The following is a 25,294-nucleotide window of genomic DNA, read 5'->3' on the forward strand; positions in this document are numbered from 1 at the left end:
ACCATAAACGATATATAAAATAATAAATTATTAATTATTTTTGTATTTCAACCAAACAAATAGCAATATTTTTTGATTGATTGATTACCTATTCTATTAACATATGAGGTGGGAAATAATTTGAAAATTTATAGATTATTGGAAAAAAATATTAAAACCCAACTAAAAATTTTATGTAGAATGTACCAGTCGGAAACTAGCTGCTCTATAGAAGAACTCGCACTTTTTGCAAAATCTGACAAACGTTCCGTCAACAATTACTGTATTCGCATTAGCGAACTCTCAGAAAATAAATGTATTCAGAAACAAAAGAACAACTATCAGTTCATTGGCAACGAGAAAGATTATCGCCGTCTGAAAGTAGCGATCATTGAAAGCTCATCGATTTTTCAAATCATTAAAGCCGTTTGTCTCAACTCTTCGATCAATTTAAGTGAGTATTCTGCAAGATATCAACTAAGTGAATCGTTTCTAAGAAAACAAATCGGCGAGATCAATTTACTAATCAAAAAATATGATCTCCAACTCAAAACAAAAAGAGGGGAAATCTTTATTTCAGGAACCGAGGACGCCACTCGGTATATGATCTACACGCTTTTGTGGGAAGTATACCAAGGAATCGACTGGCCTTTTTCAACGATTAACTTTGACGATGTGTTTTATGTTATGGAGAATTGTTTTAAGCTTGTAAAACAAAAATTGAACAAAATCAAACTGATCGAATGGTGTTTTATTTTAGCAATTAATTTATGCCGCTATTCTCAAGGAAATACGATCGATAAGGACCGGCTTCCTGCTTTTTCAGAGGAGTTATGGAAAAAATTCAATGATGAAATAAAAGATCTCAAATACTTATATTCCGTTCTAGATCTTCCAGAAGAGGAATTAAAATTCCTATTTTTATGGGCTCAAACGCGTCCTTCATTTTATCTTAGGAATGAAATCCTTTTACTTGCTATAAAAATACATTCGAAACATGAAACCCCTATCAAAGAATATCAAGATCATTTTTATAAAATTCTATCAGCTATAGGGTTAAGTCCTCATAAAATCAATCAAAAAAGAAGCTTGCTAAATGCCACTTTGATTGCCAATGGGATCAATGATTATTTCTTTCACCCTAAGTCTAGTAAGAAAAAAGAAGTAACAACTTCTGTTCAGCAAAACTATCCGCTATTTTACGATAAAGTTTCTCAGATGTTGTCAGAGTTAAAGAGTGAGAAACCCTCCCTTCAATGGGTACAGCTTTGGAATCTGTTCGAAGCATTATTTATTGTGATTCCACCTACGTTTTTTGATAAAGAAATAAAAATACTTTTGGAAACAGACTTACCTCTAAGTATTGAGCTTATGTATATGAATGCCTTACAAGAACAATTGAAACTTTATTTGAAAGTTTTATTCATAAATGATCTTTTGCTACAACCTGATTTGATTATCCGGACAAATGATGAAACAGTTCAATTGACGATACTCGAAGAAGATATACCTTCAATTACTTTGACTAATACATCGACGATCCAAGTCGATCATAAACTGATTGAACAAATCAAAAGCATGTTTTACCAAAAATGACCTATTTCATGTTTCCTGTAGCAATCGAACTACTTTTTCTCATCCCGGGAAAAAGAGTACAAAAAAAGAAGATAGAACATCGTTCTATCTTCTGAAATGACTATAGTACATATAGCCTTTTCTTCAACAAATTCTTATAATTTAGATACTTCAGCAGCTTGAGGACCGCGCGCACCTTCAACGATAGAGAATTCTACTTCTTGGCCTTCTTCTAAGCTCTTGAAGCCATCGCCTTGGATTGCTGAGAAATGTACGAATACATCGTCTCCGCCGTCTACTGTAATAAACCCAAATCCTTTTTCATTGTTGAACCATTTTACTGTTCCGTGTTCCATAGATATATAGCCTCCAAAAAAGTTCTTGCAAGTAACCTTGCAAAAACATTATACCGAATTTAGAAAACGCTCGCAAGCATTGCCCCGTTAATTTTCTAAATTCGATCATAAAGGAAAGAGGCTGTTTTATCCTGCAAAATGTTTGTTTACTTCATCCCAATTTACAACATTCCAGAAAGCTTCAATGTAGTCTGGGCGTACATTTTTGTATTTCAAGTAGTAAGCATGTTCCCATACATCTAAACCTAAGACAGGTTTTTTACCTTCCATTAAAGGAGAATCTTGATTCGCAGTAGAAGTGATTGCAAGTTTGCCATCTTCAAGTACTAACCAAGCCCAACCAGAACCGAAACGTCCTGCTGCTGCTTTCTTGAATTCTTCTTTAAATGTAGCAAAATCTCCGAATGCTTCGTCGATTGCATCTTTGATTGCTCCTGTTGGCTCGCCGCCAGCATTTGGTGCCATGATTTTCCAGAAGAATGAATGGTTTGCATGTCCACCACCATTATTACGTACCGCAGTTTTGATATCTGAAGGGATCGCATCCATGTCAGAAACCAGTTCTTCCACAGTTTTTTCACCTAGTTCAGGATATTTTTCAATCGCTGCATTTAAGTTTGTCACATAAGTATTGTGATGTTTGTCATGATGCAAATGCATCGTTTCTTCATCGATATATGGTTCCAATGCATCAAATGCATAAGGTAGATCTGGTAATGTGTAAGTCATAAAAAATTCCTCCTCAAATTTGTTAGATATCTTTACATTAAAAGAGTAACAAAGTGAGGGGAATTCTTCAATTGTTATGCCTAGTCTTCTAACTTTTTGTTAGTTTCTATTGGCTCTTCGATAATTTCTGTCTTGTTAAAAATAAATAATTTGCTAAAGATATAATTTGCCAATACGACTAATACTTGCGTAATGATCTTAGCCACATAGTCATTCATATCCAATCCTTTGATCATCAAGATCATCGCACCCATATCAAGGCCATATGAAACGATGCGATAAAAAACAAACTTTGCAAACTCAATAAAAAAATGCGTATAACTCGGTGATTTTGATTGGAATACCCAAATCTTGTTTGTGACAAAAGCAAATAATACTGAACAGATCCATGAGATCGTATTTGATACTGGCATAGATAAATGGAAGAGTTGCTGCACGATTGCGTAACTGACAAAGTTGACAACTGTCGCTAATCCACCAAAAAATAGATAGATAAAAACTTCCCAATATCCTTTACTTTCTAAATAGCTTTTAAACTGAACATAAACCTTCATTTTCCTACCTACCTTACATATCATTCTTTCCTATCATACTCTATCTGCTGATAATTTTCATCTTTGGGAAACAATGAATGATAGAAATTTAACCTTATCTATCGTGAGAGATTGTTTTAGAACTCTTGTAATTCATAGCATACTCCGCTAGAATTGCTAGTGATGACAATTCTAGAGAAGGAGTAATTATGACAACAAAACAATTAATCGTTAGCTCTTTTGCTCGATTCACAGAGCTTAAAAATGCTAAAAATGTATCATTTGGTAAATCATTAGTTTACCTCTTATGCCTAAGTATACTGATGGCATTACCTATTTCATACCAAATTTTTCAAGTACTAGACACGATCAAATCAGATGGGCAAAAAATTGCGTCTGAAATACCAGATTTTACGATCCATGATGGACAAATCGATTCCACAACAAATGAAGGGTTCATTTATCAAACAGATTCGATCATCTTTACCTTTGACCCAGAAGGAAAACGCACTCCCGAAGATATCTCTTCTGATTTGATAGGGAATTTCCTAAGTGTCGGCCTTTTAAAAGATAAATTAGTGTTAGCTTTACCAAATTCTGGCACGACCTCAGCATTACTGAACAATAATCAATTTGAACTCGAATATACGAATAGCGCATTAAAAAATCTGACCGGAGACAGTTTACGTAGTACATTAAGTGAAGCAACGATCCCTTTTTGGATCAAATCACTAGTGTTTTTGATCTCCATCTATCCTAGCTTTTTAAATTTGATCATCACTCTACTTATGGCAAACTTTGCAGCGTATGTTTATGCAAGATTGCGTTTAGCTAAAGTAACCTTTCTTGATTGTCTAAAAACGATGATCTACGCGATTTCATTACCAACGGTTATCGCAACAGTACTAATGATCTTTTTACCGGCTTTTGATACAACAGCCTTTATTGCATTTGCCGGCATATTCATTTTTGCTCAAGCAGTCAAAGGTTGGCCAAAAATGCAATTACCAAAACAATAAAAAAATCGCTGGAAGAGAAGCTCTTCCAGCGATTTTTTTAGTACCCTTCATTCAAGTCGATTTCATTTACTTCCAACTCTTTGTTCTCAATATAAGATTGTAGGTTTTTCAGAAAAATATCCATGAACTTTGTTTGGAAATGCGGTGTCTGACCTGCAATGTGAGAGGTGATCAAGACATCTTCTCTTTCCCATAGTGGGCTGTCTTCAGCAAGTGGTTCTTCCTCAAATACATCTAAAGCTGCAAAAGCTAATTCTCCATGCTCTAACGCTGTGATCAAATCAGCCGTTTTTACAGAAGGACCACGACCTACATTGATGAACACCGCCTCTTCGTCAAACGCTTCAAATACTTTTGCATCAAATAAACCTTTTGTTTGATCTGTCAAAGGCAAAATATTCACCACGATCGTTGCTTTCGGCAAGATTTCTTTTAAGCGATCAAGTGGGTATGTCTCTTTGAAGCCCTCCACTGGGTGTCCAGAAGTATTGATTCCGATACATTCCAAACCAAAGACACTTGCATGTTGTGCTAATTTTTTCCCAATATGACCAGTGCCGATAATCAGTAGTTTCTGGTCTTCTAATGCTTGGTAATGGATCGCTGAACCTAGCCATTCTTTTTTGAGCTGCGCTCTTTGGGCCTGGAACAAACCACGAGAATAACCTAAAATAATGCCCATCACATGCTCACTGATCGATTCTACATGGATACCGCTAGCATTAGAAAGTAAGATCTCTTTATCCGCGAATTCATTCAACGGAAGATTATCTACCCCAGCAGAAATCGATTGGACCCATTTTAAGTGATCAGAAGCGAATACTTCTTCTTGGTACTCTCGATTCCAACCGATACTAACCTCTATCTCAGAAAGTTCGTCGGATGCTACTTCTGTTTGAAATGAATAGTCCGGTGCTATTTCTTTCATTTTTTCGATAAATTCTTCCCGAAACGGACGTACTGAATAAATAATTTTTTTTGTCATCACACCCCATCCTCTCTAGTTATCAGTCTAGCTTAAACCGACAAAAGAATGAAGCAGGATGCACTTCGTCGCTTGAACGACTTTTTCCTATAATCAAATTGGACGATACGGACTTGAGCCTATGTTGATTGCAAAAAAAGCCTAACTACTCCGAAAGCATTTGAAAAATGCCTTTTGATTAGTTAGACTTATCTTTTTTAAGACTGAACGTTTCTTCACACCTTAGATATCTGTTGTTTCTTGGAAATGATACGTTGGTTCATCTAATTGCGGATCATAATCAACAATCAGATCATATCCTTTGAAAAACCAATCATCGGCTTCATCAATAAAGAATAATAGACCATCGATCGTTTCTTTTTTGATTGGACGTTCCGGTGACTCAACAGACATACCGATTGAAAATCCCTCATGCACATCTGTTTTTCCGTATACTTTCCCAAAAAAACGGATGCCGTAATTTTCAGGTAGATCTACTTCACTTTGAAACCATTTTTTTGCTTTGTCCGTTACTGTTAATTGCATGTGATGATCCCCTTTTTATTGATTCATTTTATCATCGAGTATATCTACATCTTCTGTTTCTCCGATAACTAGTAAGTTGTCATTTTCTCGCACATATTCATCTGCGGCTGGTGAAACAACAACGGAACCGTCGAAGCGACGGATCGCAACTACAGTCAAATCAAAACGCTGTCTGAAATTTAATTCGGCTAACGTTTTGTTGAAAAACTTCGGATTTGATACGCGAATCTCCGCAAGAGAAAAGCGATCTGATAACTCTAGATAATCCAAGATATTTTTGGAAACGAGATTGTGGGCGATCCGTATTCCCATATCTCTTTCTGGATGAACGACTCGATCTGCCCCGATTTTTTCAAGCACTCGGGCATGGTACTCATTTTGTGCTTTGGCTAAGATATTCGGCACACCCATTTCTTTGACCATCAAAGTCACTAAAATACTTGCTTGGATATCTTCGCCAATTGCAATGATCACATGATCAAAATTTCTGATCCCTAAAGAACGTAAGGTCATTTCATCCTGTGCATTCGCAACAACTGCGTGTGTTGCGATATTCATATATTCATTCACTCGGTCTTCACTGCTGTCGATGGCTAATACTTCTTGACCAGCTTCGACAAGTGTACGACAGATACTGCCGCCAAAACGACCAAGCCCTACGATTGCAAAATTCTGTTTCACTTTTTCCCTCCTTTTTCCATTACGCTTCAAGTATAGCAAAGCCACTCTAAAAACAAAAGTACTCCAGCTTTGCCTCGATCAGAAAAGAATGATTTCAATTTATTCCTAGTTGAGAAGATGACTATTTATGAATCAAAGGGTCTAATTTCTTTATGCTCTAAAAAGTACGGACAATCACCAGTTGATTTTTTACAACAAGTATCCTAAGAATACATTGACTGAAACAAAATAAATGAACAATCCAGCAATGTCTTTGATCGATGTGATGATCGGTGCAGAACCAGCTGCTTGATCAATATTCAATTTCAGCAAAATGAATGGGATCAAGAAGCCAAGTGCAGCAGCTAAGGTCATTGCAAAGACCAGTGAGATGCCCACAGCTACACCTAATAATGGAATCCCTTGCCATACGGAAGCAACGATTCCAGAGACGATTCCTACGACGACCCCTAAACTTAAACCAATGCCTGTTTCTTTTAAAAAGTGCTTAACAAATGTATTGAGATCGATGTGACCTAAAGATAATCCACGAACAAAAACCGTTGAGGACTGAGTCCCAACATTTCCTCCCATATCCATGATCAAAGGAATAAAAATAGCAACAGCTGCAACTGACTCTAACGTTTGCTCAAACTCATCGATGACTAGACCTGCTAGCATCCCTGCAACCAATGTGATGGCTAAGAAAGGCAAACGAACTTTCCAGATTTGCCATAAGCTACCATTGATCAGCACGGTACTACGGTCGGCTTCTACAGAGGCGACATCTGCTAAACCCGCTGCATTGAAGATATCCTCCGTTGTTTCTTGTTCTAAGACATCGATGGCGTCATCTACTGTCACGATACCGACTAGCCGTTTCTCTTTATCGACGACCGGAATAGCAATCAGATCCAACTCTTGCAGTAAATGGGCAGTTTCTTCTTGGTCTGTATCTGTAGTTACATAAGCAACATGCTTGATCATGATTTCTTCAATAAGCTGATCCCCTTCTGCAATGACTAGATCTTTTAGTGAAAGAACACCTTCAATTTTTTTCGCCATATCTGTCACATACAAAATATAGATTGTTTCCATTTCTTTCGCTAATCTTCTGATTTTATGCAGTGCTTCTTCTACGGTCATTTCTTTTTTGATCGAGATGAACTCAGTCGTCATGATCCGTCCGGCTGTCTCCTGTTCATAGCCCATCAATAGATTCGTTGTTGTGCGCTCTTCCTCAGAAAGCTCTGCCAATAATTTTTTAGTTACACTTGCTGGTAATTCGTAAAACAATCTTACCCGATCATCCGGAGCCATCTCATTGACAAAATCGATGACGCCCTCATCTGTAAAAGAACGAAGTAAATGTTGTTGGACAGCTGGCTCAAATGTTTCGAAGATTTCGAGCGCTTTTTCTTTTGACAATAACCGAAAGACAATTACTTGTTTATTTGAAGGTAATGTCACAAATAATTGGATCAATTCTACTTTCTCGATCGTTGCTAAATACTCTTTCAACTCTTCCAGTTTTTTCTGCTCAAGATAATTAAGAATCGTCAATTGTGTTTCCTGGTTGGCTGTATCATTCAATGTTCTCATATCGCATTCTCCTTTGTTACATCGTTTTTTCGATATAAACTTGTTGGATAGATGGATTCGTCTGGGAAAACATAGAATACATAAAAAGACGGCCTCCAAAAGAAGCCGTCTCATAAGATCCCATCATTGTGGTTCTAGTGTTTACCTGAACGAACTTCTCGTCTGAGCTTTAGCACTAAAAGACGTAATTCTGGAATATCATCCAGATAGCTACGTTAAGCACGCCTTAAGCCGACGTTGCCTGTTATACCCTGTGGCGTCTCTCGACGTTTAAGGGCAGTAGCCTGTGTTCTTTTAGGAGCCTCACCTAACAAGTTTTTATAATTAAACCCTACAGGTAAAATTGGTTTTTGTCAATAAGAGGATTAGCATTTGATAAAATAATCTCAAATATAGCTAATCAATTTCCCAGAAAGTAAAGTTCCGCTGATTTCATCTATACTTTTACTTTACTAATCCGTGTTTGAACGCATAAATTGCCGCTTGCGTGCGATCTTCTACTTCTAACTTGGCCAAGATATTAGATACATGTGTCTTGACCGTTTTTAAAGTAATAAACAATTCATCGGCAATTTCCTGATTGCTTTTTCCTTCAGAGATCAACATAAGAATCTCATTTTCACGATTGGTTAAATCATCATGCAAGATCGGCTCATTGCGTCGACTCATTTTTTCCATCATTTTAGTAGTTACTTCAGGTTCAAGTACACGTTCCCCTCTTTGGGTCGCGCGAATCGCATCAGCGATCTCATGCGCTGTGGATGTTTTGAGTAAATAACCTGTGGCACCAGCTTCAATGGCTGGATATACTTTTTCATCATCGATAAAACTTGTAACGATGATGATTTTTGCTTCTGGCCAATCTTTTAAAATCGCTTTGGTCGATTCGATCCCATCCATTTCTTCCATCACTAAATCCATCAAGATCACATCTGGGCGAAGTGCCATCGCTTTTTCATAGCCTTGTCGTCCATCTTCAGCTTCCCCGATCACTTCGATATCTCCTTGGATCGACAAATAGGAAGAAACGCCTAAGCGTACCATCTCATGATCATCGACTAGCAATACCTTTATCATTTTTCCGCCTCCTTCATCAAAGGAACTTTGATTTCTACGCTTGTCCCTTGTCCTTTAAAACTAATGATTTTTACTGTTCCACCAATACCCGCTACACGTTCTCGAATATTATTTAGACCATAGCTACCGGTTTTTGTTTCATTCATGTTAAAGCCCGTACCGTCATCGATCACTCGCAATAAAAGATTGTTATCGATCTTATGCAGATAGACTTCTAGCTCATTTGCTTTCGCATGTCGTAATGTATTGGAAAGTAGTTCTTGCACGATCCGGAAAAGATGATCTTCGATGGAAACAGATAACGAAATATCTTCAACATCCCATTTCAATGCAATCTGGATCTTGTTTTGTAATTCTTTCAATAGTTGTTCGATTCCTTGCTTCAAACTCTTTTCTTCAAGATTGACTGGACGCAAGTGAAGAAGCAACGCACGCATCTCTGACTGTGAAGCATTGATGATATCCGCTACCATCCTTAATTGTTTACGAAACATTTCTGGCGTATCACTTTTTTCAGCCTGTTCTGTCAACGCAGACATCATCATCATGGCTGCAAATAATTGCTGGGAAACCGAATCATGTAATTCACGAGCTAAACGATGTCTTTCTAATTCTAAGATTTCTTCTTTCGTTTGTCCATCCACATACTGAGGACGACTCGTCAATATTTGGAGCTCACTTGAAACCTCGATCATTTTTTCTTTGATCTTAGTGATTTCTTTTTCAATTTCTTTGACATATATATCGTCCGATGCGCTCGGCAATGAATCGTTTAACACTTTTGCCTCATAATTACCAGAAGAGAGTGCTCGCAATTGTTCTTCGATTTTACCATACCGTGCTTTTTGTAAAATAGAAACGATCAAAAAAACAATCAAACCGACACCTGAAGAAATCGCTAATAAGTGAAATATCAATGGGACGTATAAAATTCTAGCACTTAACAAAGTACGCCAAAAATGAGTTTGATTGCTTGCATAAAAATAAGTAAAAAACGAAAATAAAATGACGATAAATGAGGCAATCGAAGCATAAATAGCTAACATCGGTCGAGAGAGTTTCTCTATCATGCTCGAATCACCTCAATATCCCCAAGTAGTGTGTTCGTAATGATCTTCAAACGACGTGGATTTTCATCGTAATCGTTGCTATAGATTTTGATCGACTCATTCTTCAATGAGAATTGTTCTTCTTCAAATTGGACGTTTCCTACTAACGTTGCGTGTTCTAAACTGATCGCAATCCCTAGAGGAACCAAAATACGCGTTCTGCCAATGCCTTTTCTAACAATAACGATGTTATCATCTTTAGGTAATAAGGTATTTCCTAAATCGATGATCGTATCACCTGAAATAAGAGAGATATTGATATCATCCCATTCATACACATCATTGCCGATCCGTTGGTTACCAAATAATTGTTGTTTTTTTCGTTCATTATTGTGAGATTTTAATTGCTCTGTTTGGACCATCACGATTTGCTTTTTTCGCCAAAAAGCATTTTTCGTTAGATCGATGCCTGAAATCTCCACACCTTTAAGACCAATGAACAAGACAGCAAAGACTGCCATTACCCATAGCGCTGGACTGTTGATCAAACTGAAGAAAATAACTAATCCACCTAGTACAAATTGAAAATTTTGAAAACCAGATCTCGGTGATTTTCGCAATGCAAGATAGATATTAAAAATACCAAATAAAACTAATAGTAATAACTCAACATTATTTACGATCTGCCAAACTGCAAAGATCAAAAGTAATGCTTCTACTACTATAAAAAAGCGCCAAGAGCTATTCATCGCTATTTTCCTTTCTATTTCATTCTCTTTTTTATCATACCTATTTTTGTTTCGATATGCTATAGGACTTTAGATGTAATATCCTTCTTATAACAAAAAAGGCCTGGGACTTTGAGTCATGATCCCAGACCTTTTTGTTTAGACAGACGCATGGATCTGTGCCTGAAAATTTACTTATGCTTGCGCGACCTTGACGATTTTTACTTGCATATCGCCACCAGGTGTTGAAATCGTTACTTCATCATTTTTATATTTACCGATCAAAGCTTGTGCAATTGGTGAGTCGTTTGAGATCTTTCCTGAGAATGGATCTGCTTCGGCACTTCCTACGATCGTGTATTCTTCTTCTTCGCCATCTGGCAATTCGATGAAGGTCACTGTTTTACCAATAGACACTTCGTCTGAATCGACGCCATCGTTATCAATGATCTGTGCAAAACGGATCATATTCTCGATTGTTGTGATGCGTCCTTCTACAAAGGCTTGCTCATCTTTTGCTGCCTCATATTCTGAGTTCTCAGATAAATCACCAAAGCCACGGGCGATTTTGATTCGTTCAATGATCTCTCCCCGTTTAACTGTTTTTAATTCTTCTAATTCTTGTTCTAATTTCGCTTTTCCTTCAAGCGTCATAGGATATACTTTTTCTGCCATGTATAACTCTTCTCCTTTATTCTATGGAATACCGCAAAAGGTAATCTTTTACGGACTACAGTCCAAAAAAGATTACCATGCTTTTTCTAAAATGTAAATGTTTTTCTAAAAAATAAATAAAGATCTATTTAGCGTTCTTTTTTAGCTATTTACGTATTTGTGTACTAACTCCATATGCTCTTCATAGGTCTTTGCAAAATAAACCTCACCTGTAGTGATATCTGCAACAAAATAATAATAGTCGTTTTCTGCTGGTTCGATCACTGCTTGGATAGCTGCTTCACTCGGACTGTTGAATGGCCCTGGTCCATAGCCCGTATTCGTATAAAGATTATAAGGCGAATCAACAGCTGTATCTTCATACGTCACAAATTCTTTGTGTTCGCCCAACGCATATAGAATAGAAATATCTGATTGTAATGGCATCCCGATATCGATCCGGTTATAGAATACTCTTGCGATATTTTTACGATCTGATTCAGATACCCCTTCTTTTTCGACCAATGAAGCAAGTGTCAACACTTCTTGAACAGTATGGTTTTGCTGTTTGATGGTTGAGAAATAAGGCTGCAACACTGTATTTGTTTTATTGACCATTTGGATGATCAAGTCTTTGAGTGACATATCTTTATAGTAATCATAGGTCGCAGGGAATAAATATCCTTCTAAGCGATATTTAGCATTTTCTGCTTTCGCTGCACTTTCTAATAGTTCTGGGAATTTTTGAGTCAACTCATTGAAAAATGATTCGTTTTTTAACAGATCCAAAAACTCTTGTTTATCTTTACCAGTGACCTTAGCAACACGTTCTGCAATCTGTTCTGCATCGATCCCTTCAGGTATCGTGATCTTCCCATCTGCTACTTCCGTTGGTTCGGATGTGCCACCTTCTTGGAGCTGTTTCCCTATTTCATCTAATGTCATGTTCGGCGCCAGTTGATAAAAGCCAGCCTGGAAGCCAGTCATATTCTTAAATTTTGTATAATAATTAAATACGATACCGCTTTTGATGATCTGGTCTTGTTCTAAAATCTCTCCAATTTGCTTATTTGAAGAGCCGCTAGGTATTTCGATCGAAACCAATTGATCATTGTTTGAATCTAAAGGTTTTAATCCACTATCGATATAGCGATATACCGTAAAACCAAATACACATCCAATAATTAGCAACGTAAGCGCAATCACTAAAATTATCTTTCCTACGATTTTATCTTCTTTTTTACGCAGGTCTTTTCGTTTACTGACTACATCTGTCGAATCAGTTGCATCCTTTTGTCTTCGTTTCTTCTCATCTGGATGTTGTTTGTTTTCTGACAAAACAACTCCTCCTTACTATCAACTTCATAACTTTATTCATTATACATGAAATTTAGGCAGAGGTGAATTATTTTTAACAATTCTTATGTCAAAATTGTAAGTAGTAAATCAACTCGATTCGACTTAAAATAAAAAAATAAAACGATTTTTATTCACAAAATAACAGTAATCTGCTTATTTTCATCAATAAGCTCTTACAAAAGAGAGGATTGATACATTTGAAAAAAAGAAAACACGTGGAAAGAAAAAGAACTACTTTATTTTCCTTTCCCCAAAAAATATGCCTATTTGTTTTAGTCATCACTATTGGAATCATTTCGTGGACTGTCTATGAAAAAATCCAAGCGAAAGTATCAGCTACGATTCAAGTGACGAATGATTCACTTGATTTGACTGATAACGAACAAGCGCTTGCTGATCAGATCGATCAATTATTACAAAAAAATAAATACGTTGGATCTGTCTACATTCGTAAAAACGATCGAGTGATTCTGGAAAAGGGCTATGGATACGCTAACGAAGAAGCACAGCAACCTAATACTCCCTCTTTGTACTATCAAATCGGTTCGATCCAAAAAGCGATGACTGCTCTGCTGATTTTAAAACAAGTGAATAGTGGAAAGCTTTCTTTAGATACGAAGTTAGCTGAATTTTATCCTCAAATCAATGGTAGTAAAAAAATCACGATCAAAGATTTACTATACATGCGGTCAGGATTAAAAAGAACCGCTTCGCCGACCGTACCGATGAATGACCAAGAGGTGATTCAATTCGCTTTGAATCATCTCGAATATACCAATGACCAAACGTATAAATATGAACCTTTGAATTTCACTTTATTAACAGGTATTTTGATAAAACTGACTCATCAACCATATGAAAAGCTGATCTATGATGAACTGATTACTCCTTTACAGCTAAAACAAACCTCTTTTTATGATCAAGTCAAAAACACTTCAGAACATGCGGTCTCTTATCAAATGAGTCCAGACGATGATTATCATCAAGCTTTGACTGAATCAGAGACAGATATTCGCAATGAATTAGGCACTGGGAATATCAGTATGTCTGTCTATGATTTAAATGAATTTTTTACAAAAGTATTAAAAGGGAAATTGATCCCGAAAGACTTGCTCTTTTCTCTTTGGGGAGAGAACTCGAGTGGGCGTCCCTATAATGGCGGAGTCTATAGTGCAAAGGATACGATATTTGCGCAAGGAAACATCAATCGTTTCCATGCTGTATTAGCAATGAAAAAAGATACGTCTGACGCGGTCGTGATGGAAAGTAATATCCAAGCAGATAAAAAATATAAAACAACCGCCACCGATCTAAGAGATCAAATTTGTAAATTGATGGGAAATAATGAATAGCCTATTTAAGTATCATCAATCATAGTGAAATAAGAACGAATAGAACCTTATATCAATCAGCGTTTCTTGATACAAGGTTCTATTCATTTCATTCGTTAAACTGTTACGTTTTATGCTTCAATTGAGTTGATCTCTGTAGCTAAATATTTTCTCATGCCATCCAGTATACCGTGTTCAGGATGATAACCCAGTCCTGATAATTTCGTGATATCGGCTAAAGAATCGTGGATATCTCCTGCTCGTTCCTCTTGATAGTCTAACAATAATTCTACTTCAAGAATTTGATCGATCGTCTGGATCAATTCTAGTAGCGTTGTACTCTTCCCAGTTCCAACATTGAATTGTTGTCCTAATGCTTTTTCTTCTTTTGAAACAAGTAACAAAGCTTGCACGACATCTTCTACGTAGACAAAATCTCTTGATTGACTGCCATCTCCGAATAAAGTAAATGACGCTTTTTCACCAGCCAGTTGCTTTTTGTAGCGGTCAACTAAAATCGAGATCACACCACTATATGGTGAATTTGGATTTTGATTTGGTCCATATACATTGAAGAAACGTACCGCAGTTCCTGGCACATTATACAGATGACAATAATCTAATACATATTGTTCTGCAGCAAACTTATCGATGGCATAAGGTGTCAACGGACGAATGACTGATTCTTCTTTTTTCGGTAGTGTTGGCTCATCTCCATAGACAGCTGCGGAGGAACTAAAGACGATCCGTTTTAAATTTGGTTGATATTTACGGATCAATTCCAACAACATCAAGACGCTATCAAAATTCACTCGATGCGTTTCCAATGGACGTTCAACAGAATCCGCGACACTGGCTACAGCTGCTAAATGGAAGATATAATCAAATTGTTGCGTGCTTAATAGTTCTTCCATTGTTTTTTCATCAGCTACGTCGCCTTCAACAAAGGCAATGTTTTTAGTGAAATCAAGATTTTCTTTATTTCCCATAGATAGATCGTCAATGACAACCACTTTATTATTTTCACTCAAATGATTGGCTAGTGTAGAACCGATGAAGCCGGCTCCTCCTGTTACTAAAATAGAATTCACTTGAACTCACTCCTCTATTTCTGATAGTTTATTTTCTTGAATGCACAATGCGTTTAGCCGTCTTTAAAAGACCTTTTACGATGTCCATATTAACAAATAATAAAGCAATTAAGCAAATCAATTCTAATCCAATCAACAACAAACCATCAAATAAAAAGATCAATGCCACTTGAGCAGCTAAAACTACATGATTGACCACGATATTCCATACATTTATTTTTACAGTGATGAATTTGCTTGTATCATAAATTCGAATCATCCAACCAACAAATAAGCTGATCATTGAAGCAAATCCGACACCTATCAAGCCAAAAGATGAAATAAATAGGAAATTAAGAATGACACTCAGTAACCCGGAGATCAACGAAGTATTCATTAATCCCTTTGTTTTCTTTTCTGCAATATAAAACTGTCCGTAAAAACCAATAAACCCAGAGTAAATAGCAGAAATCAATAGGAATGGCGTAACTTGCCAACTGATGAAAAATGAACTTTGGACTAAATTACCTAAAATCCACTTTAAAATCACCATGATTGATGAAGCGGTGAAAAACAGTAAAAATGAGTAATACTTAAATATGTTTGCATGAAATTCTCCACGAGACTCTGAGTCTCGTTCATCCACAAGGGAAATTTGCCATGCTTGTGAAAAGACAGATTGCATCATAGAGATAACTGAAGGTATTTTATTAGCGACAGCATAGATACCATTCGCACTGACTCCTAGAAAATACAAAATAAAGTATCGACTCGCACTATTTACAAACCACCATAACACGTCGTTAGGAATAGTCGGAATCGAGAAAATCAGCATTTCTTTCATAAATGATTTATTAATAAGCTTAACGGAAAAATCTTTGAAATATGGAGTAGTCACTGCTAAATAGATGAATGAGATTATTTCTGCAAGTATCAATGATATCAAATACCCATTCAATCCCATTTTTAGCACTACAAGGAAGTAGATGTTCAATAATCCGATTGCTAATGTCTTGATCATCCCATTAAAAGCGAAAATACGTACTTGGCCATTTCCTCTGGCAAACTGTGCAATGATTTGTGTAAATACTTGAAACGCTAGCAAAAACATAAAAGCTAGAAGTATCTGATCAAAAGCACCAGTCATTGCCATTAATGGATAACATAAAGCTGTAATAATGATACCGATTATCGCAATGATCGTCGCATTCGTTACGACTGATTTTTTATCTACATCTTTATCCAATGCAAATCTTAAAACTGCGACAGAAATTCCTCCTGATACAATTGGGATCATCAAGCTGACTGTCGTTGTTACTAAGTCAACTTTCCCGTATTCTTGTGTAGTTAGATAATATGTATAAAGCGGGACCAATACGAATGATATCAGTTTACTTCCTAAATTACCTACTGCAAATATAAAAGAATTTCCGACTAATTTTTTGTATTTACTCATACTTCTTATACGACCTTTCAGAATAAATTTGAGTTTGAGTTTATGCTATGACTGTTCAGTATATTTCCGAAGAAATCATTTTGACACACCCGTGGATCAAGTTTAAAAAAGCCCCTTTGAACCTCTTTTTATTTCGTTTTTAGAGGTCCATAGGTGACTTAGGTGACGGTTGTAACAATCTCAAACTCTATCTTATCTATAACTATTTAGACATCTCAAGCAACAAACGATCTCCTAGTGTTTTACTTGCATGACCTGATTCGGAAATATTTAAGTCCTTTTTAAATTCTTGCATTTTAGATAGGTACTCTTCCAAATCAAAATCCTCAATACTTCTAATGAATGTTTCTTGACTTCTGATCAACGGAAATGGCAAGTCTGCTAAGTCCATCACCAGACCTCTATTTTCTAAATATTGGTCATAGTCATAGGCATAGATAAAACACTTTTTATCCGATACTAAAGCTTCACCGATAGTGGAAGAATAATCCGTGATCAATATATCTGTGGCACACAATAATTCTTGCATATCATTATAATCTGAAGCATCAATCAAATTGGAGTTGTCTAATTCTCCTAAAATTTGCTTTTTATTCTCCGTATCATTGGGATGAAGACGGATAAGCATCATATATTCGACACCAAATTTATCTGTGAAAGCTTTTCTTACCTGCTCTAAAAAATCTGGACTGACTTTTATCAGTTCCCCTGCTCTAAATGTCGGTGCATATAAAACAATTTTTTTATCTGCTGGAATCTGGTAATAATCATAGACTTTACGGATGATCGTTGGGTCGTTATTGACGATCACATCATTTCTAGGTACGCCCTCTCTAAAGATCTCTCCATCATACCAGAACATTTTGCCGATATCTTTAAATAGATCAGAGCTTTCAAAAACCAATAGATCGCACATTTGAGAATCTTTTTTTGCCAATTTCACGTATCTAGGTTTTAATTTGTCGGCCGCATTATTCTCGATTCGTTTTAATCCAAACCCTGCATGCCAAGTCTGAAGATAGAATTGTCCTTTTCTTTTAGGTGGATAAAAGCTTTTACGGCAATTATCGATCCAGATCTTAGCAGTAAACATTTCAATCAATGCTCGAACCGATTTGTTTTTCACTAACCTTATCGTATCTGGAAAGAGTTCCGCCTGCTGTTGAAGAACTTCTGGCTTACATAACCAAACAATATCTAAATCATCTTTCTGAGATAATAAATATTCACAAATATACTTAGGATTATCTCCATAACCTTTTCCAAAATAACTAGAAACAACAATTTTATTTCTATTTAAAGGTCGCATGACTAAAAACGGATAACAACAATAAAAAATAGCATATCTTCCTACTCGTAAGAAGAGACTTTTAACTACAAAAATCATTCGAGTGATTTTATTTTTTAGCGACGCTATCATATAACTTTTCCTCACATTCTTATTGATTCATTCCATCGCTTTCTTTTAGCTTGCCGATAACTTCACCAAGTAAAAACCAGAATAAGAACGCGCCAGAAATATTAACAAGAATCATTTCATTATGGAAGAATCCAGAAAATGCTAATGCGAATACACCACAAATACAATAAATCATTCGTGTATTCAACAAATTAGTGATTGGCTTGAATAAGAAGCCGATCACACGAACTGCTTTACTCACAATAAAAGCGACGAATGTTAGACCGCCTAGTATCCCAGTTGATGCTAACGTGTTCAAATATGCATTGTGTACAGAAAAATTACGTTGCGCAATATACGTATTTGGCAAAACATCTTGTGCGTAAGCAATCATATTTTTAGGAGAAGTACCAAATAACCAACTTGATTGGAAAATCTCTACCGCACTTTTCCAAATGGTGAAACGTAAATTAGATACATCTGTGCTTTCGGCCACGTCTGGTCTCGTCAAGTTGACTCTACCTGGTGCAGTTCCAGTTTGTTTTTTCTCAAAAAATTGCGGGAAATATGACCAACCGATTTTGATCAACTGAGCTGCGCCAAAAACAAGAGCCATAACAGCTACACCACTTAAAATCGAAAGAAAAATATTTAAAAGAAGATTCATTTTTTTATTTAATTGATATTGATACATCGAAAAGAAAACAAAAACAAAGGTCGTCGCTAATAGCGTGATCAAACCATTTCTAGAGCCTGATAAAATGATATAACTGATATTTAAGAAGATTGAAAAATAGATACCAGTCAGTAACCATTTGTTTGAATATTTCTTACTAAAGATATAATACAAGCTAAGAAAAATCGTTACGACACACATAACTGAACCATAGTTTGGATCAGAGAATACACCAAACAATCTGCCTTCCAACATACCTATTCTCAGTGGATTGACTCTGGTTAATTGAACTGAATAGTTATACTGAGTCAAGAACATCCCTAATGAAACGATCACTAAGCTTGTCCAAATCACGATCAAAGTCCCACTGACGATCGATAATAATTGATCGGTCTTATTTCTATCACGACTGATGCCATTATCATATACAACAAAGAAATACAACGCTTGCCATACAATAAACTTGATATTACCAAATAAACCATACTTCATATTTATCAAACTCGAAATACACATGATCACGATAAATAAAAGTAGTAATATATCATACGTCCAACGATTTTTTTTCAATACTCTCGTAATAAAATCCGCTAGTAATACAATTGAACCAAATATCGCTAATATAGAAAACAATACACTATCAATTGTAGAAGGGAGTAAACTGTACGCACCTACTGCTCTACTGATGAGCATGACCAATAATCCTACTATAAAAATATTTTTACCTTTTTGAAGATAATCATCTCTTTTTGTTTCCATAAAACTCATTCTTCTCCTGTCACATTCATTTTTCAGCCATCAACCATTTTTCTTTGTTACATAATTATACTTTATCTTAGCTAATGTATCATAACATAAATTACTTATCATTAATGCAAGCATCGATAGTTTTCGACTTTTTGTGAATATTGGATTTTTCATTACAAAGGTGAAATTTGACTTTAGAAACTTCACTATAGGTTTTCTGACTTCTTTCGATTCACTCTTCTCACTGATTGCTATCTTATCTAAAACATCAAAATACGCCCAACAAATCCTGCGATGGATGGAATCTGATAGTTCTGGATAAGCTTTCTTCACTAACTCACCATTTTTTTCCCATGCTTCAATGACGTCAAAATTTTTAGTTGAAAAAGATAATCCAGTAATACTATCATTTCTTCGATAATAATAATATTTTTGCTCAGTATTCGTGACTACCTTATTACATTGAAGTAATAGATCAATGATAATGAAGGCATCTTCTACGATTTTGCCAACAGGATAACGAACGGTATCAAAAAGTTCTTTTTTATAAAGTTTATTGACCGCATATGCATACACATCGGTACTGTCTAGAACAGCTTGTATCGCATCTTTTTGATCTAGAACTTCAACTAATTTTAAATGATTGACCTTTGTTTCTTTGTTCTCATACACATCGATCATACCTATGGTAGCTATATCAGCATCATAATCTAATAACTGATTATATAATATTTCAAACATATCTTCAGCAATATAATCATCACTATCAATAAAGCCTAAATATTTCCCTTTGGCAATCTCAATACCTGCATTACGTGCGCTGCTTAACCCGCCATTTTTTTTATGGATGACCTTTATTCGTTTATCTTGAGCTGCATATTCATCACATATTTTCCCACTATCATCTGGAGAACCATCATCGACTAAAATGATTTCAATATCAGTAAATGTTTGAGCAATAATAGAATCGACACATTTTTTCAGATATTTCTCTACTTTATATACAGGAACGATTATACTGATTTCACACATCAAACTTCATCCTTAACTAACTGTACTGTGTGCGCTAGCGATTCTTCAAGTGTAAATACTGAATCCCAACCATTTGCTTTTAATTTTTGATTGTCTAATATTGCTGTACTTGCTTTTGAGAAACCTTTGCTTTCAGTTTCATCAGGTAGTTCAAAGATAACTTTTTTATTGTTTATTTCTGCCAGTTTTCCAGCAAGATCTCTTAATTGTAGGTCAAAAGCCTCTTCTGACACATTATACGCTTCTCCGCTTTTCCCGTGGATCATCAAATGAAGAATAGCAGATACTGCATCCCCTACATAAATGTAAGAAAAATACTGTTTGCCTTCGCTTTTTAAAACAATATCTTCTTCTCGAGCTGCATTCAAAATAAATTGTGAAGAAGCTTTAGAATCAGATAACAGCATCGTAGGTCCAAATGTACGACATAGTCTTGGGATGACAATATCTAAGTCATGTTTTGCGATATACGCTTGGCATAATGATTCACTGACTCTCTTACCTTCAGGATAACCAGCTCTTAGCGTATTACAATCGATATAACCACAGTAGTCTTCCTTAAATTTATCTACATCGCCTCTATTTTCACCATATATTTCTACGGTCGATAAAAATAGCGTTCTTGTAGCATTCGTAGCTACTGCATGTTTTAAGACTTGTTCCGTACCAGCCAAATTCGTCATGATCGTTCCGATTGGATCGGTTGCATAAGCCCTTGGATGTGTGTTACTAGCTCCATGGATGATATAGTCGGCTTTGATAGAAGGATCTAAAGGCTCAGTAACATCTCCTTCTACGATCTCAAAGTTATCACTTGATTGGTACTTTTCAAATCGTTCTTCTAGTTTTTTGCGATTTCGTCCCATCGCATATACTTTGATCTCAATGCCTAACCGTTCATTTGCTAACATGATCGTATCGACTAGAAACGATCCTACCATTCCAGAGGCGCCAATCATCAAAAGTGATTTCCCATTTAAGTCTTTGATCGCCTCGACGTGGTCGATCACTTTTTGCAAATCTTTTATATATAGCGGATTTGTATTTAAAGCCATCTATCACACCACCTAGTCTTTCATCTTTAAATATGCTTTGAACAAATCTAAATCTTCTCTGGTTGTCAACTTGATGTTTTTATCTGAACCAGCAGCAAAATAAAGTGTTTCTCCTAGATCTACCATCATGGTATTTGTATAAGAAGAATCAGTCATACCAATATCTTCTTTTACTGCTCGATCGTATGCAGCTAGCAATTTACCGTACTGGTAGGCTTGCGGTGTTGACACACGTCGTAACGTATTGCGGTCCACATATTGTTCTGTTGTTTCTTCTGTTTTTTTGATAAAAATTTGTTCGTTATATGGAAGTGAAGTTACACCATTTCCAAACTCTTTACATTTTACGATGACATCAGATAAAACAAGTTCATCTACTAATGGGCGGATACCGTCATGAATGATGATCGTATCGTCATCTTCAGAATAATCTTTCAAGAATTGTACGCCATTATTGATCGATTCTTGCCCTTTAGAACCACCAGTGATCACCCACTGAACTTTGCTGATATTGAATTCTTTGATGTACGCCCACATTGTTTCTTCCCAACCTGATTTACAAACCACTAATATTCGATCAATTTGTGGATGGTGTTGGAATGATTCCAAGGTATAGATAATAATCGGTTTTCCTTCAATATTGATAAATTGTTTTGGGATATCTTGTCCCATTCTTTTGCCCACTCCACCGGCGATAATAACAGCTGTAATCATTCGATTTAAATTCCTTCCTTTTACAAGTACATGAAGTATTTGTCATATTTAATATTCTAATAATAATCCAGTGTTAAACTGCATTCAACCTTTTACATTTTCTCACAACTACCAACAAGTTTCAATGTTTTCTATAGTACGCCAGACAAAATGTCCGATCAACTCAAATTTTTTTCAATCGATTTTTACCCATAATAAAGAACCAGGAACATAAAATAGATGATCTTTTTCATATTCCTGGTCTTATCCTATTAGTTTACTTTTTTTACATATGCTTGATTTGCTGTCACGTACCCATTAGCTGTTTTCAACCTTGGCATACCTGACGCAGTATATTCGATGCCTTGGATCGTTAAAATCGTCCCTTTTTTTATGGCGCTTCCTTTTTGAGTGAAGTTCAGATCTTTATAGTAACAATCATCTGTCAAAAGTTGTACGCGACCAGGGTTCGTTACAAAGTAATTATTGTTACTGTTTGCAGCAGCTGTCACATACGTTTTATTTGCTGTGATATAGCCGTTTGCTGTTCTTAATCGAGGAACACCATTCGCTGTAAATTCGATGCCTGATACATCGATGATTCTGCCTTTTGGAATAGTCGCCCCAGGATTGTTAAAAGCAAGATCAGAATAATAGCGATCTTCTCTTAACATGATGATTTTTCTTGGATTTTCCAAGAAATAATTATCGCTATTAGAAACTAAGGTAGTGACGTAAGATTTATTTGCTGTCACATAACCTTTCGCTGTTTTTAAACGTGGAATGCCACTGCTAGTAAAGACGACATCTTGTACTTGGATGACTTCATCTTTTAAGACAGGGTCGCCTTTTTGGCTAAATGCAACATCTTTATAGTAGCTATCGTTCTTCTTCATAACTACTTGATTGATATTACTGTAGTAATAATTATTGATGTTACTTGGTACTTCTTGGACATAATTTTTATTTGCCGTTAGATAGCCTTTTGATGTGATCAAGCGTGGAACAGCATTTTCACGATATTCGACACCAGTTACATTGACTAATGTTCCTTTATTGACTGAAGCCCCTTTATGCAAGAACTCAGGATCACGATAATAAGCGTCATTCGCTTTTAAAACAACCTGTGTAGGTCGTTTCGTGTAGTAATTATTGATGTTTGATACTGCAGCGATCACGTAGTCTTTATTCGCAGTAAAATAGCCTTTATTAGTTTTAAGTCGCGGGATACCACTCTTCGTTTTTTCGATACCTGTAACTTTTATAACTGTGCCGGCTGGAACAGATTCACCTGCTGAAGTAAATGCAACATCTTTATAATATTGATCATTTTTTAAAGTGATGATTTGTCCAGGATTCGTTGTATAATACAAATCAGACACTTCTAAGAATTGCTCAACTATACTTTTATTAGCTGTTAAATAGCCGTTCTTGGTTTTAAGACGGAAAATGCCACTTTGCGTATACGCTAAGTCTTCTACTTGTACGACCGTCCCTTTTGCCACTTTATTCAAGCGTTGTTTGAACTCTGTATCTGCATAATAGTAATCATCCGCTTTTAAACGAACTTTTTTAGGATTCGTTGTAAAATAAGAATCAATATTGCTTTGAGCCGCAACAACATATGATTTATTCGCCGTCAAATACCCTTTATCTGTATATAAGCGAGGAATACCACTAGCAGTTGTCTGAATACTCTTAACAGTCACTAGCGTATTTTTTTTGACTCTAAGGCCTGGATCAGTAAAATTCACATCATTGTAAAAGTTATCATCTTGTTTGACAATGACTCTACCAGGATTAGTCGTGTAGTATTTGCTCAAATCAGGACCAGGATTTGGCGCACTGAAAAACGTACTGTAACTCATGGAGATATCAAATGGTCTGTTTTCATAATTAGCAAGTCCTGGGAAATGCATATTAGAGGACCATTGCCATGCCCCATGGTCATTGTTCCATTGCATCGATTTATCTGGAGAATAAGGATATTGCGCGACCCATACACGATCTTTCCCAAACGCCGAAGTGTTGATATAGCCGTTAGTGATCCAGTATTTTCCTACATATAAAGCTGCATTTGAAAAACCTTTTGCCTGTAGTTGTCTGTTAAATGCTAACGAATTGTTATGGGCATCTCTCCCATTGTTGATCAATGTAGGATCTTCTGCATCGTTGAACATGATCGTATTTTTATTAAGTCCCAGCCGAGTGGCAGCGTCAGCAAAATAATTTGCTTCGGCTTGTGCAGTTTGAGTTGATGTATACAAGCTGTAATGGTAAGCAGAGACTGTTAATCCAGCAGCTTTTGCGTTGTTGATTTGACTAGCAGCGTAAGGATTCGTATAAGAGGTCCCTTCCGTTAATTTCACCGATACTGAAGTCACACCATAACTTTTTATTTTTTGGTATTCCGCTACGGAGATATTCCCATTCCAACTAGCCACATCAATAAAATGTTTGCCTGGAAGATTAGGATTGTTCGCATAGACTTTATCGATCACTGATGCGGCACGCAGAGAGATTCCACCAGATTGCATGGCATACGTGCCTTTTTTATGGTTTGTTCCTTGTTTCCCCACTTCGACATCTTCAGTGGATTGTTGCTCTGTACTATCATCAGTTGATTCTGTCGTCGGTTGATCTGTCGAGCTGCTCTCAGTTGTTGAAGAACTGGTTTCACTGTCGGCAGTAGTAGAACTAGCCTCTACAGAATCACTTGTTTCATCTGTCGTTGCCGAACTTTCTGATACTGTCTCTGAAGTGGTTGTACTTTCCTCTAAATCCTCAATTGAACTACTCGAAGTACTACCTGTTGTCTCTTCCGTAGTAGTATCACTTTGTTGTACAGCTGATATATCTTTACCCGTTTTAGCCTTTGAAAACTGAATTTCATTCGCAGACATACCGGGAGCAAAACCATTCAATAGCATCGTGCACAAAAGTGTTCCGGATAAGATTTTTTTAATGCTGATTCTTCTGGGCAACATTCTTGTATTTTTCTTTAC

Annotated in this window: 23 protein-coding genes and 1 riboswitch; of the genes, 3 read left to right on the top strand and 20 right to left on the bottom strand. The window is 36.2% G+C overall.

Annotated features, from left to right (window positions below):
- The first annotated feature begins 120 nt into the window (after positions 1-120).
- On the top strand, positions 121-1,575 hold the full coding sequence (locus JZO83_RS04335) for a helix-turn-helix domain-containing protein (protein ID WP_206858320.1): 1,455 nt from the start codon (positions 121-123) through the stop codon (positions 1,573-1,575).
- A gap of 134 nt (positions 1,576-1,709) precedes the next feature.
- Here the strand turns inward: JZO83_RS04335 and JZO83_RS04340 are convergent, their stop codons facing one another.
- From JZO83_RS04340 to JZO83_RS04350, 3 genes are all read right to left on the bottom strand, one after another.
- Positions 1,710-1,910 (bottom strand): cold-shock protein, encoded by a 201-nt coding sequence (locus JZO83_RS04340; protein ID WP_010735910.1) that lies wholly within the window; start codon positions 1,908-1,910, stop codon positions 1,710-1,712.
- 126 nt (positions 1,911-2,036) lie between these two features.
- Positions 2,037-2,639: a superoxide dismutase gene (locus JZO83_RS04345; protein ID WP_206858307.1), complete on the bottom strand. Its 603-nt coding sequence runs from the start codon at positions 2,637-2,639 to the stop codon at positions 2,037-2,039.
- 80 nt (positions 2,640-2,719) lie between these two features.
- Positions 2,720-3,193: a GtrA family protein gene (locus tag JZO83_RS04350; RefSeq protein ID WP_206858305.1), complete on the bottom strand. Its 474-nt coding sequence runs from the start codon at positions 3,191-3,193 to the stop codon at positions 2,720-2,722.
- Positions 3,194-3,381: 188 nt separating this feature from the next.
- Here JZO83_RS04350 and JZO83_RS04355 point away from each other — a divergent pair, with 188 nt between their 5' ends.
- Positions 3,382-4,191, top strand: a complete 810-nt coding sequence (locus tag JZO83_RS04355; RefSeq protein WP_207115090.1) for a DUF1189 domain-containing protein — start codon at positions 3,382-3,384, stop codon at positions 4,189-4,191.
- A gap of 37 nt (positions 4,192-4,228) precedes the next feature.
- Here the strand turns inward: JZO83_RS04355 and JZO83_RS04360 are convergent, their stop codons facing one another.
- From JZO83_RS04360 to mltG, 9 genes are all read right to left on the bottom strand, one after another.
- A complete protein-coding gene (locus JZO83_RS04360; protein ID WP_206858301.1) occupies positions 4,229-5,176 on the bottom strand; it encodes a phosphoglycerate dehydrogenase in 948 nt (315 codons plus the stop codon).
- A 222-nt stretch (positions 5,177-5,398) separates the two neighbouring features.
- Complete coding sequence (locus JZO83_RS04365) at positions 5,399-5,701, bottom strand: iron-sulfur cluster biosynthesis protein (protein WP_206858298.1); 303 nt, start codon at positions 5,699-5,701, stop codon at positions 5,399-5,401.
- Positions 5,702-5,716: 15 nt separating this feature from the next.
- Positions 5,717-6,382: a TrkA family potassium uptake protein gene (locus JZO83_RS04370; RefSeq protein ID WP_206858275.1), complete on the bottom strand. Its 666-nt coding sequence runs from the start codon at positions 6,380-6,382 to the stop codon at positions 5,717-5,719.
- A 189-nt stretch (positions 6,383-6,571) separates the two neighbouring features.
- Positions 6,572-7,963: a magnesium transporter gene (gene mgtE, locus JZO83_RS04375; RefSeq protein WP_206858271.1), complete on the bottom strand. Its 1,392-nt coding sequence runs from the start codon at positions 7,961-7,963 to the stop codon at positions 6,572-6,574.
- A gap of 147 nt (positions 7,964-8,110) precedes the next feature.
- A riboswitch (M-box (ykoK) riboswitch) is annotated at positions 8,111-8,285 on the bottom strand.
- Positions 8,286-8,407: 122 nt separating this feature from the next.
- Positions 8,408-9,040: a response regulator transcription factor gene (locus JZO83_RS04380; protein WP_206858255.1), complete on the bottom strand. Its 633-nt coding sequence runs from the start codon at positions 9,038-9,040 to the stop codon at positions 8,408-8,410.
- Positions 9,037-10,110 carry a two-component system sensor histidine kinase LiaS gene (liaS, locus tag JZO83_RS04385; protein ID WP_206858251.1) on the bottom strand — a complete coding sequence of 358 codons (1,074 nt, stop codon included), beginning with the start codon at positions 10,108-10,110 and terminating at the stop codon, positions 9,037-9,039. Before liaS ends, JZO83_RS04380 begins: the two co-directional genes overlap by 4 nt.
- The gene (gene liaF / locus JZO83_RS04390) at positions 10,107-10,838 is read right to left on the bottom strand and encodes a cell wall-active antibiotics response protein LiaF (RefSeq protein ID WP_206858249.1); all 732 of its coding nucleotides are present in this window, start codon (positions 10,836-10,838) and stop codon (positions 10,107-10,109) included. The genes liaS and liaF overlap by 4 nt, the downstream gene beginning before the upstream one ends.
- A gap of 174 nt (positions 10,839-11,012) precedes the next feature.
- On the bottom strand, positions 11,013-11,492 hold the full coding sequence (gene greA / locus JZO83_RS04395) for a transcription elongation factor GreA (protein ID WP_206858238.1): 480 nt from the start codon (positions 11,490-11,492) through the stop codon (positions 11,013-11,015).
- 141 nt (positions 11,493-11,633) lie between these two features.
- Complete coding sequence (gene mltG / locus JZO83_RS04400) at positions 11,634-12,809, bottom strand: endolytic transglycosylase MltG (RefSeq protein WP_206858235.1); 1,176 nt, start codon at positions 12,807-12,809, stop codon at positions 11,634-11,636.
- A gap of 218 nt (positions 12,810-13,027) precedes the next feature.
- Between mltG and JZO83_RS04405 the strand changes: the two genes are divergently transcribed.
- Positions 13,028-14,182 carry a serine hydrolase domain-containing protein gene (locus JZO83_RS04405; RefSeq protein WP_206858226.1) on the top strand — a complete coding sequence of 385 codons (1,155 nt, stop codon included), beginning with the start codon at positions 13,028-13,030 and terminating at the stop codon, positions 14,180-14,182.
- A 110-nt stretch (positions 14,183-14,292) separates the two neighbouring features.
- Here JZO83_RS04405 and JZO83_RS04410 read toward each other — a convergent pair whose 3' ends face one another.
- The 8 genes from JZO83_RS04410 to JZO83_RS04445 form a co-directional block, all read right to left on the bottom strand.
- Positions 14,293-15,252 carry an NAD-dependent epimerase/dehydratase family protein gene (locus tag JZO83_RS04410; protein ID WP_206858224.1) on the bottom strand — a complete coding sequence of 320 codons (960 nt, stop codon included), beginning with the start codon at positions 15,250-15,252 and terminating at the stop codon, positions 14,293-14,295.
- 28 nt (positions 15,253-15,280) lie between these two features.
- A complete protein-coding gene (locus tag JZO83_RS04415; RefSeq protein WP_206858217.1) occupies positions 15,281-16,687 on the bottom strand; it encodes an oligosaccharide flippase family protein in 1,407 nt (468 codons plus the stop codon).
- 202 nt (positions 16,688-16,889) lie between these two features.
- Positions 16,890-18,107: a CDP-glycerol glycerophosphotransferase family protein gene (locus JZO83_RS04420; protein WP_206858211.1), complete on the bottom strand. Its 1,218-nt coding sequence runs from the start codon at positions 18,105-18,107 to the stop codon at positions 16,890-16,892.
- A 19-nt stretch (positions 18,108-18,126) separates the two neighbouring features.
- Positions 18,127-19,521, bottom strand: a complete 1,395-nt coding sequence (locus JZO83_RS04425) for an O-antigen ligase family protein (RefSeq protein ID WP_242542410.1) — start codon at positions 19,519-19,521, stop codon at positions 18,127-18,129.
- A gap of 39 nt (positions 19,522-19,560) precedes the next feature.
- Positions 19,561-20,541 carry a glycosyltransferase family 2 protein gene (locus tag JZO83_RS04430; RefSeq protein ID WP_206858195.1) on the bottom strand — a complete coding sequence of 327 codons (981 nt, stop codon included), beginning with the start codon at positions 20,539-20,541 and terminating at the stop codon, positions 19,561-19,563.
- Positions 20,541-21,596, bottom strand: coding sequence for an NAD-dependent epimerase/dehydratase family protein (locus JZO83_RS04435; protein WP_206858193.1), 1,056 nt, complete (start codon positions 21,594-21,596; stop codon positions 20,541-20,543). Before JZO83_RS04435 ends, JZO83_RS04430 begins: the two co-directional genes overlap by 1 nt.
- A gap of 12 nt (positions 21,597-21,608) precedes the next feature.
- Positions 21,609-22,310 carry an IspD/TarI family cytidylyltransferase gene (locus JZO83_RS04440; protein ID WP_206858190.1) on the bottom strand — a complete coding sequence of 234 codons (702 nt, stop codon included), beginning with the start codon at positions 22,308-22,310 and terminating at the stop codon, positions 21,609-21,611.
- A gap of 251 nt (positions 22,311-22,561) precedes the next feature.
- Positions 22,562-25,255 carry a DUF5776 domain-containing protein gene (locus JZO83_RS04445; protein WP_206858330.1) on the bottom strand — a complete coding sequence of 898 codons (2,694 nt, stop codon included), beginning with the start codon at positions 25,253-25,255 and terminating at the stop codon, positions 22,562-22,564.
- Positions 25,256-25,294 lie beyond the last annotated feature (39 nt).

The sequence above is a fragment of the Enterococcus sp. DIV1298c genome (genome assembly GCF_017316315.1).
GTDB classification, from domain to species: Bacteria; Bacillota; Bacilli; order Lactobacillales; family Enterococcaceae; genus Enterococcus_B; species Enterococcus_B mangumiae.

Coding starts and splice junctions, on each gene's coding strand:
- JZO83_RS04435 (WP_206858193.1), bottom strand. CDS start 21,596: ATGGCTTTAAATACAAATCCGCTATATATAAAAGATTTGCAAAAAGTG.
- JZO83_RS04345 (WP_206858307.1), bottom strand. CDS start 2,639: ATGACTTACACATTACCAGATCTACCTTATGCATTTGATGCATTGGAA.
- JZO83_RS04355 (WP_207115090.1), top strand. CDS start 3,382: ATGACAACAAAACAATTAATCGTTAGCTCTTTTGCTCGATTCACAGAG.
- JZO83_RS04420 (WP_206858211.1), bottom strand. CDS start 18,107: ATGATAGCGTCGCTAAAAAATAAAATCACTCGAATGATTTTTGTAGTT.
- JZO83_RS04380 (WP_206858255.1), bottom strand. CDS start 9,040: ATGATAAAGGTATTGCTAGTCGATGATCATGAGATGGTACGCTTAGGC.
- liaF (WP_206858249.1), bottom strand. CDS start 10,838: ATGAATAGCTCTTGGCGCTTTTTTATAGTAGTAGAAGCATTACTTTTG.
- JZO83_RS04360 (WP_206858301.1), bottom strand. CDS start 5,176: ATGACAAAAAAAATTATTTATTCAGTACGTCCGTTTCGGGAAGAATTT.
- JZO83_RS04415 (WP_206858217.1), bottom strand. CDS start 16,687: ATGAGTAAATACAAAAAATTAGTCGGAAATTCTTTTATATTTGCAGTA.
- JZO83_RS04430 (WP_206858195.1), bottom strand. CDS start 20,541: ATGTGTGAAATCAGTATAATCGTTCCTGTATATAAAGTAGAGAAATAT.
- liaS (WP_206858251.1), bottom strand. CDS start 10,110: ATGATAGAGAAACTCTCTCGACCGATGTTAGCTATTTATGCTTCGATT.
- mgtE (WP_206858271.1), bottom strand. CDS start 7,963: ATGAGAACATTGAATGATACAGCCAACCAGGAAACACAATTGACGATT.
- JZO83_RS04350 (WP_206858305.1), bottom strand. CDS start 3,193: ATGAAGGTTTATGTTCAGTTTAAAAGCTATTTAGAAAGTAAAGGATAT.
- greA (WP_206858238.1), bottom strand. CDS start 11,492: ATGGCAGAAAAAGTATATCCTATGACGCTTGAAGGAAAAGCGAAATTA.
- JZO83_RS04425 (WP_242542410.1), bottom strand. CDS start 19,521: ATGGAAACAAAAAGAGATGATTATCTTCAAAAAGGTAAAAATATTTTT.
- JZO83_RS04440 (WP_206858190.1), bottom strand. CDS start 22,310: ATGATTACAGCTGTTATTATCGCCGGTGGAGTGGGCAAAAGAATGGGA.
- JZO83_RS04340 (WP_010735910.1), bottom strand. CDS start 1,910: ATGGAACACGGAACAGTAAAATGGTTCAACAATGAAAAAGGATTTGGG.
- JZO83_RS04365 (WP_206858298.1), bottom strand. CDS start 5,701: ATGCAATTAACAGTAACGGACAAAGCAAAAAAATGGTTTCAAAGTGAA.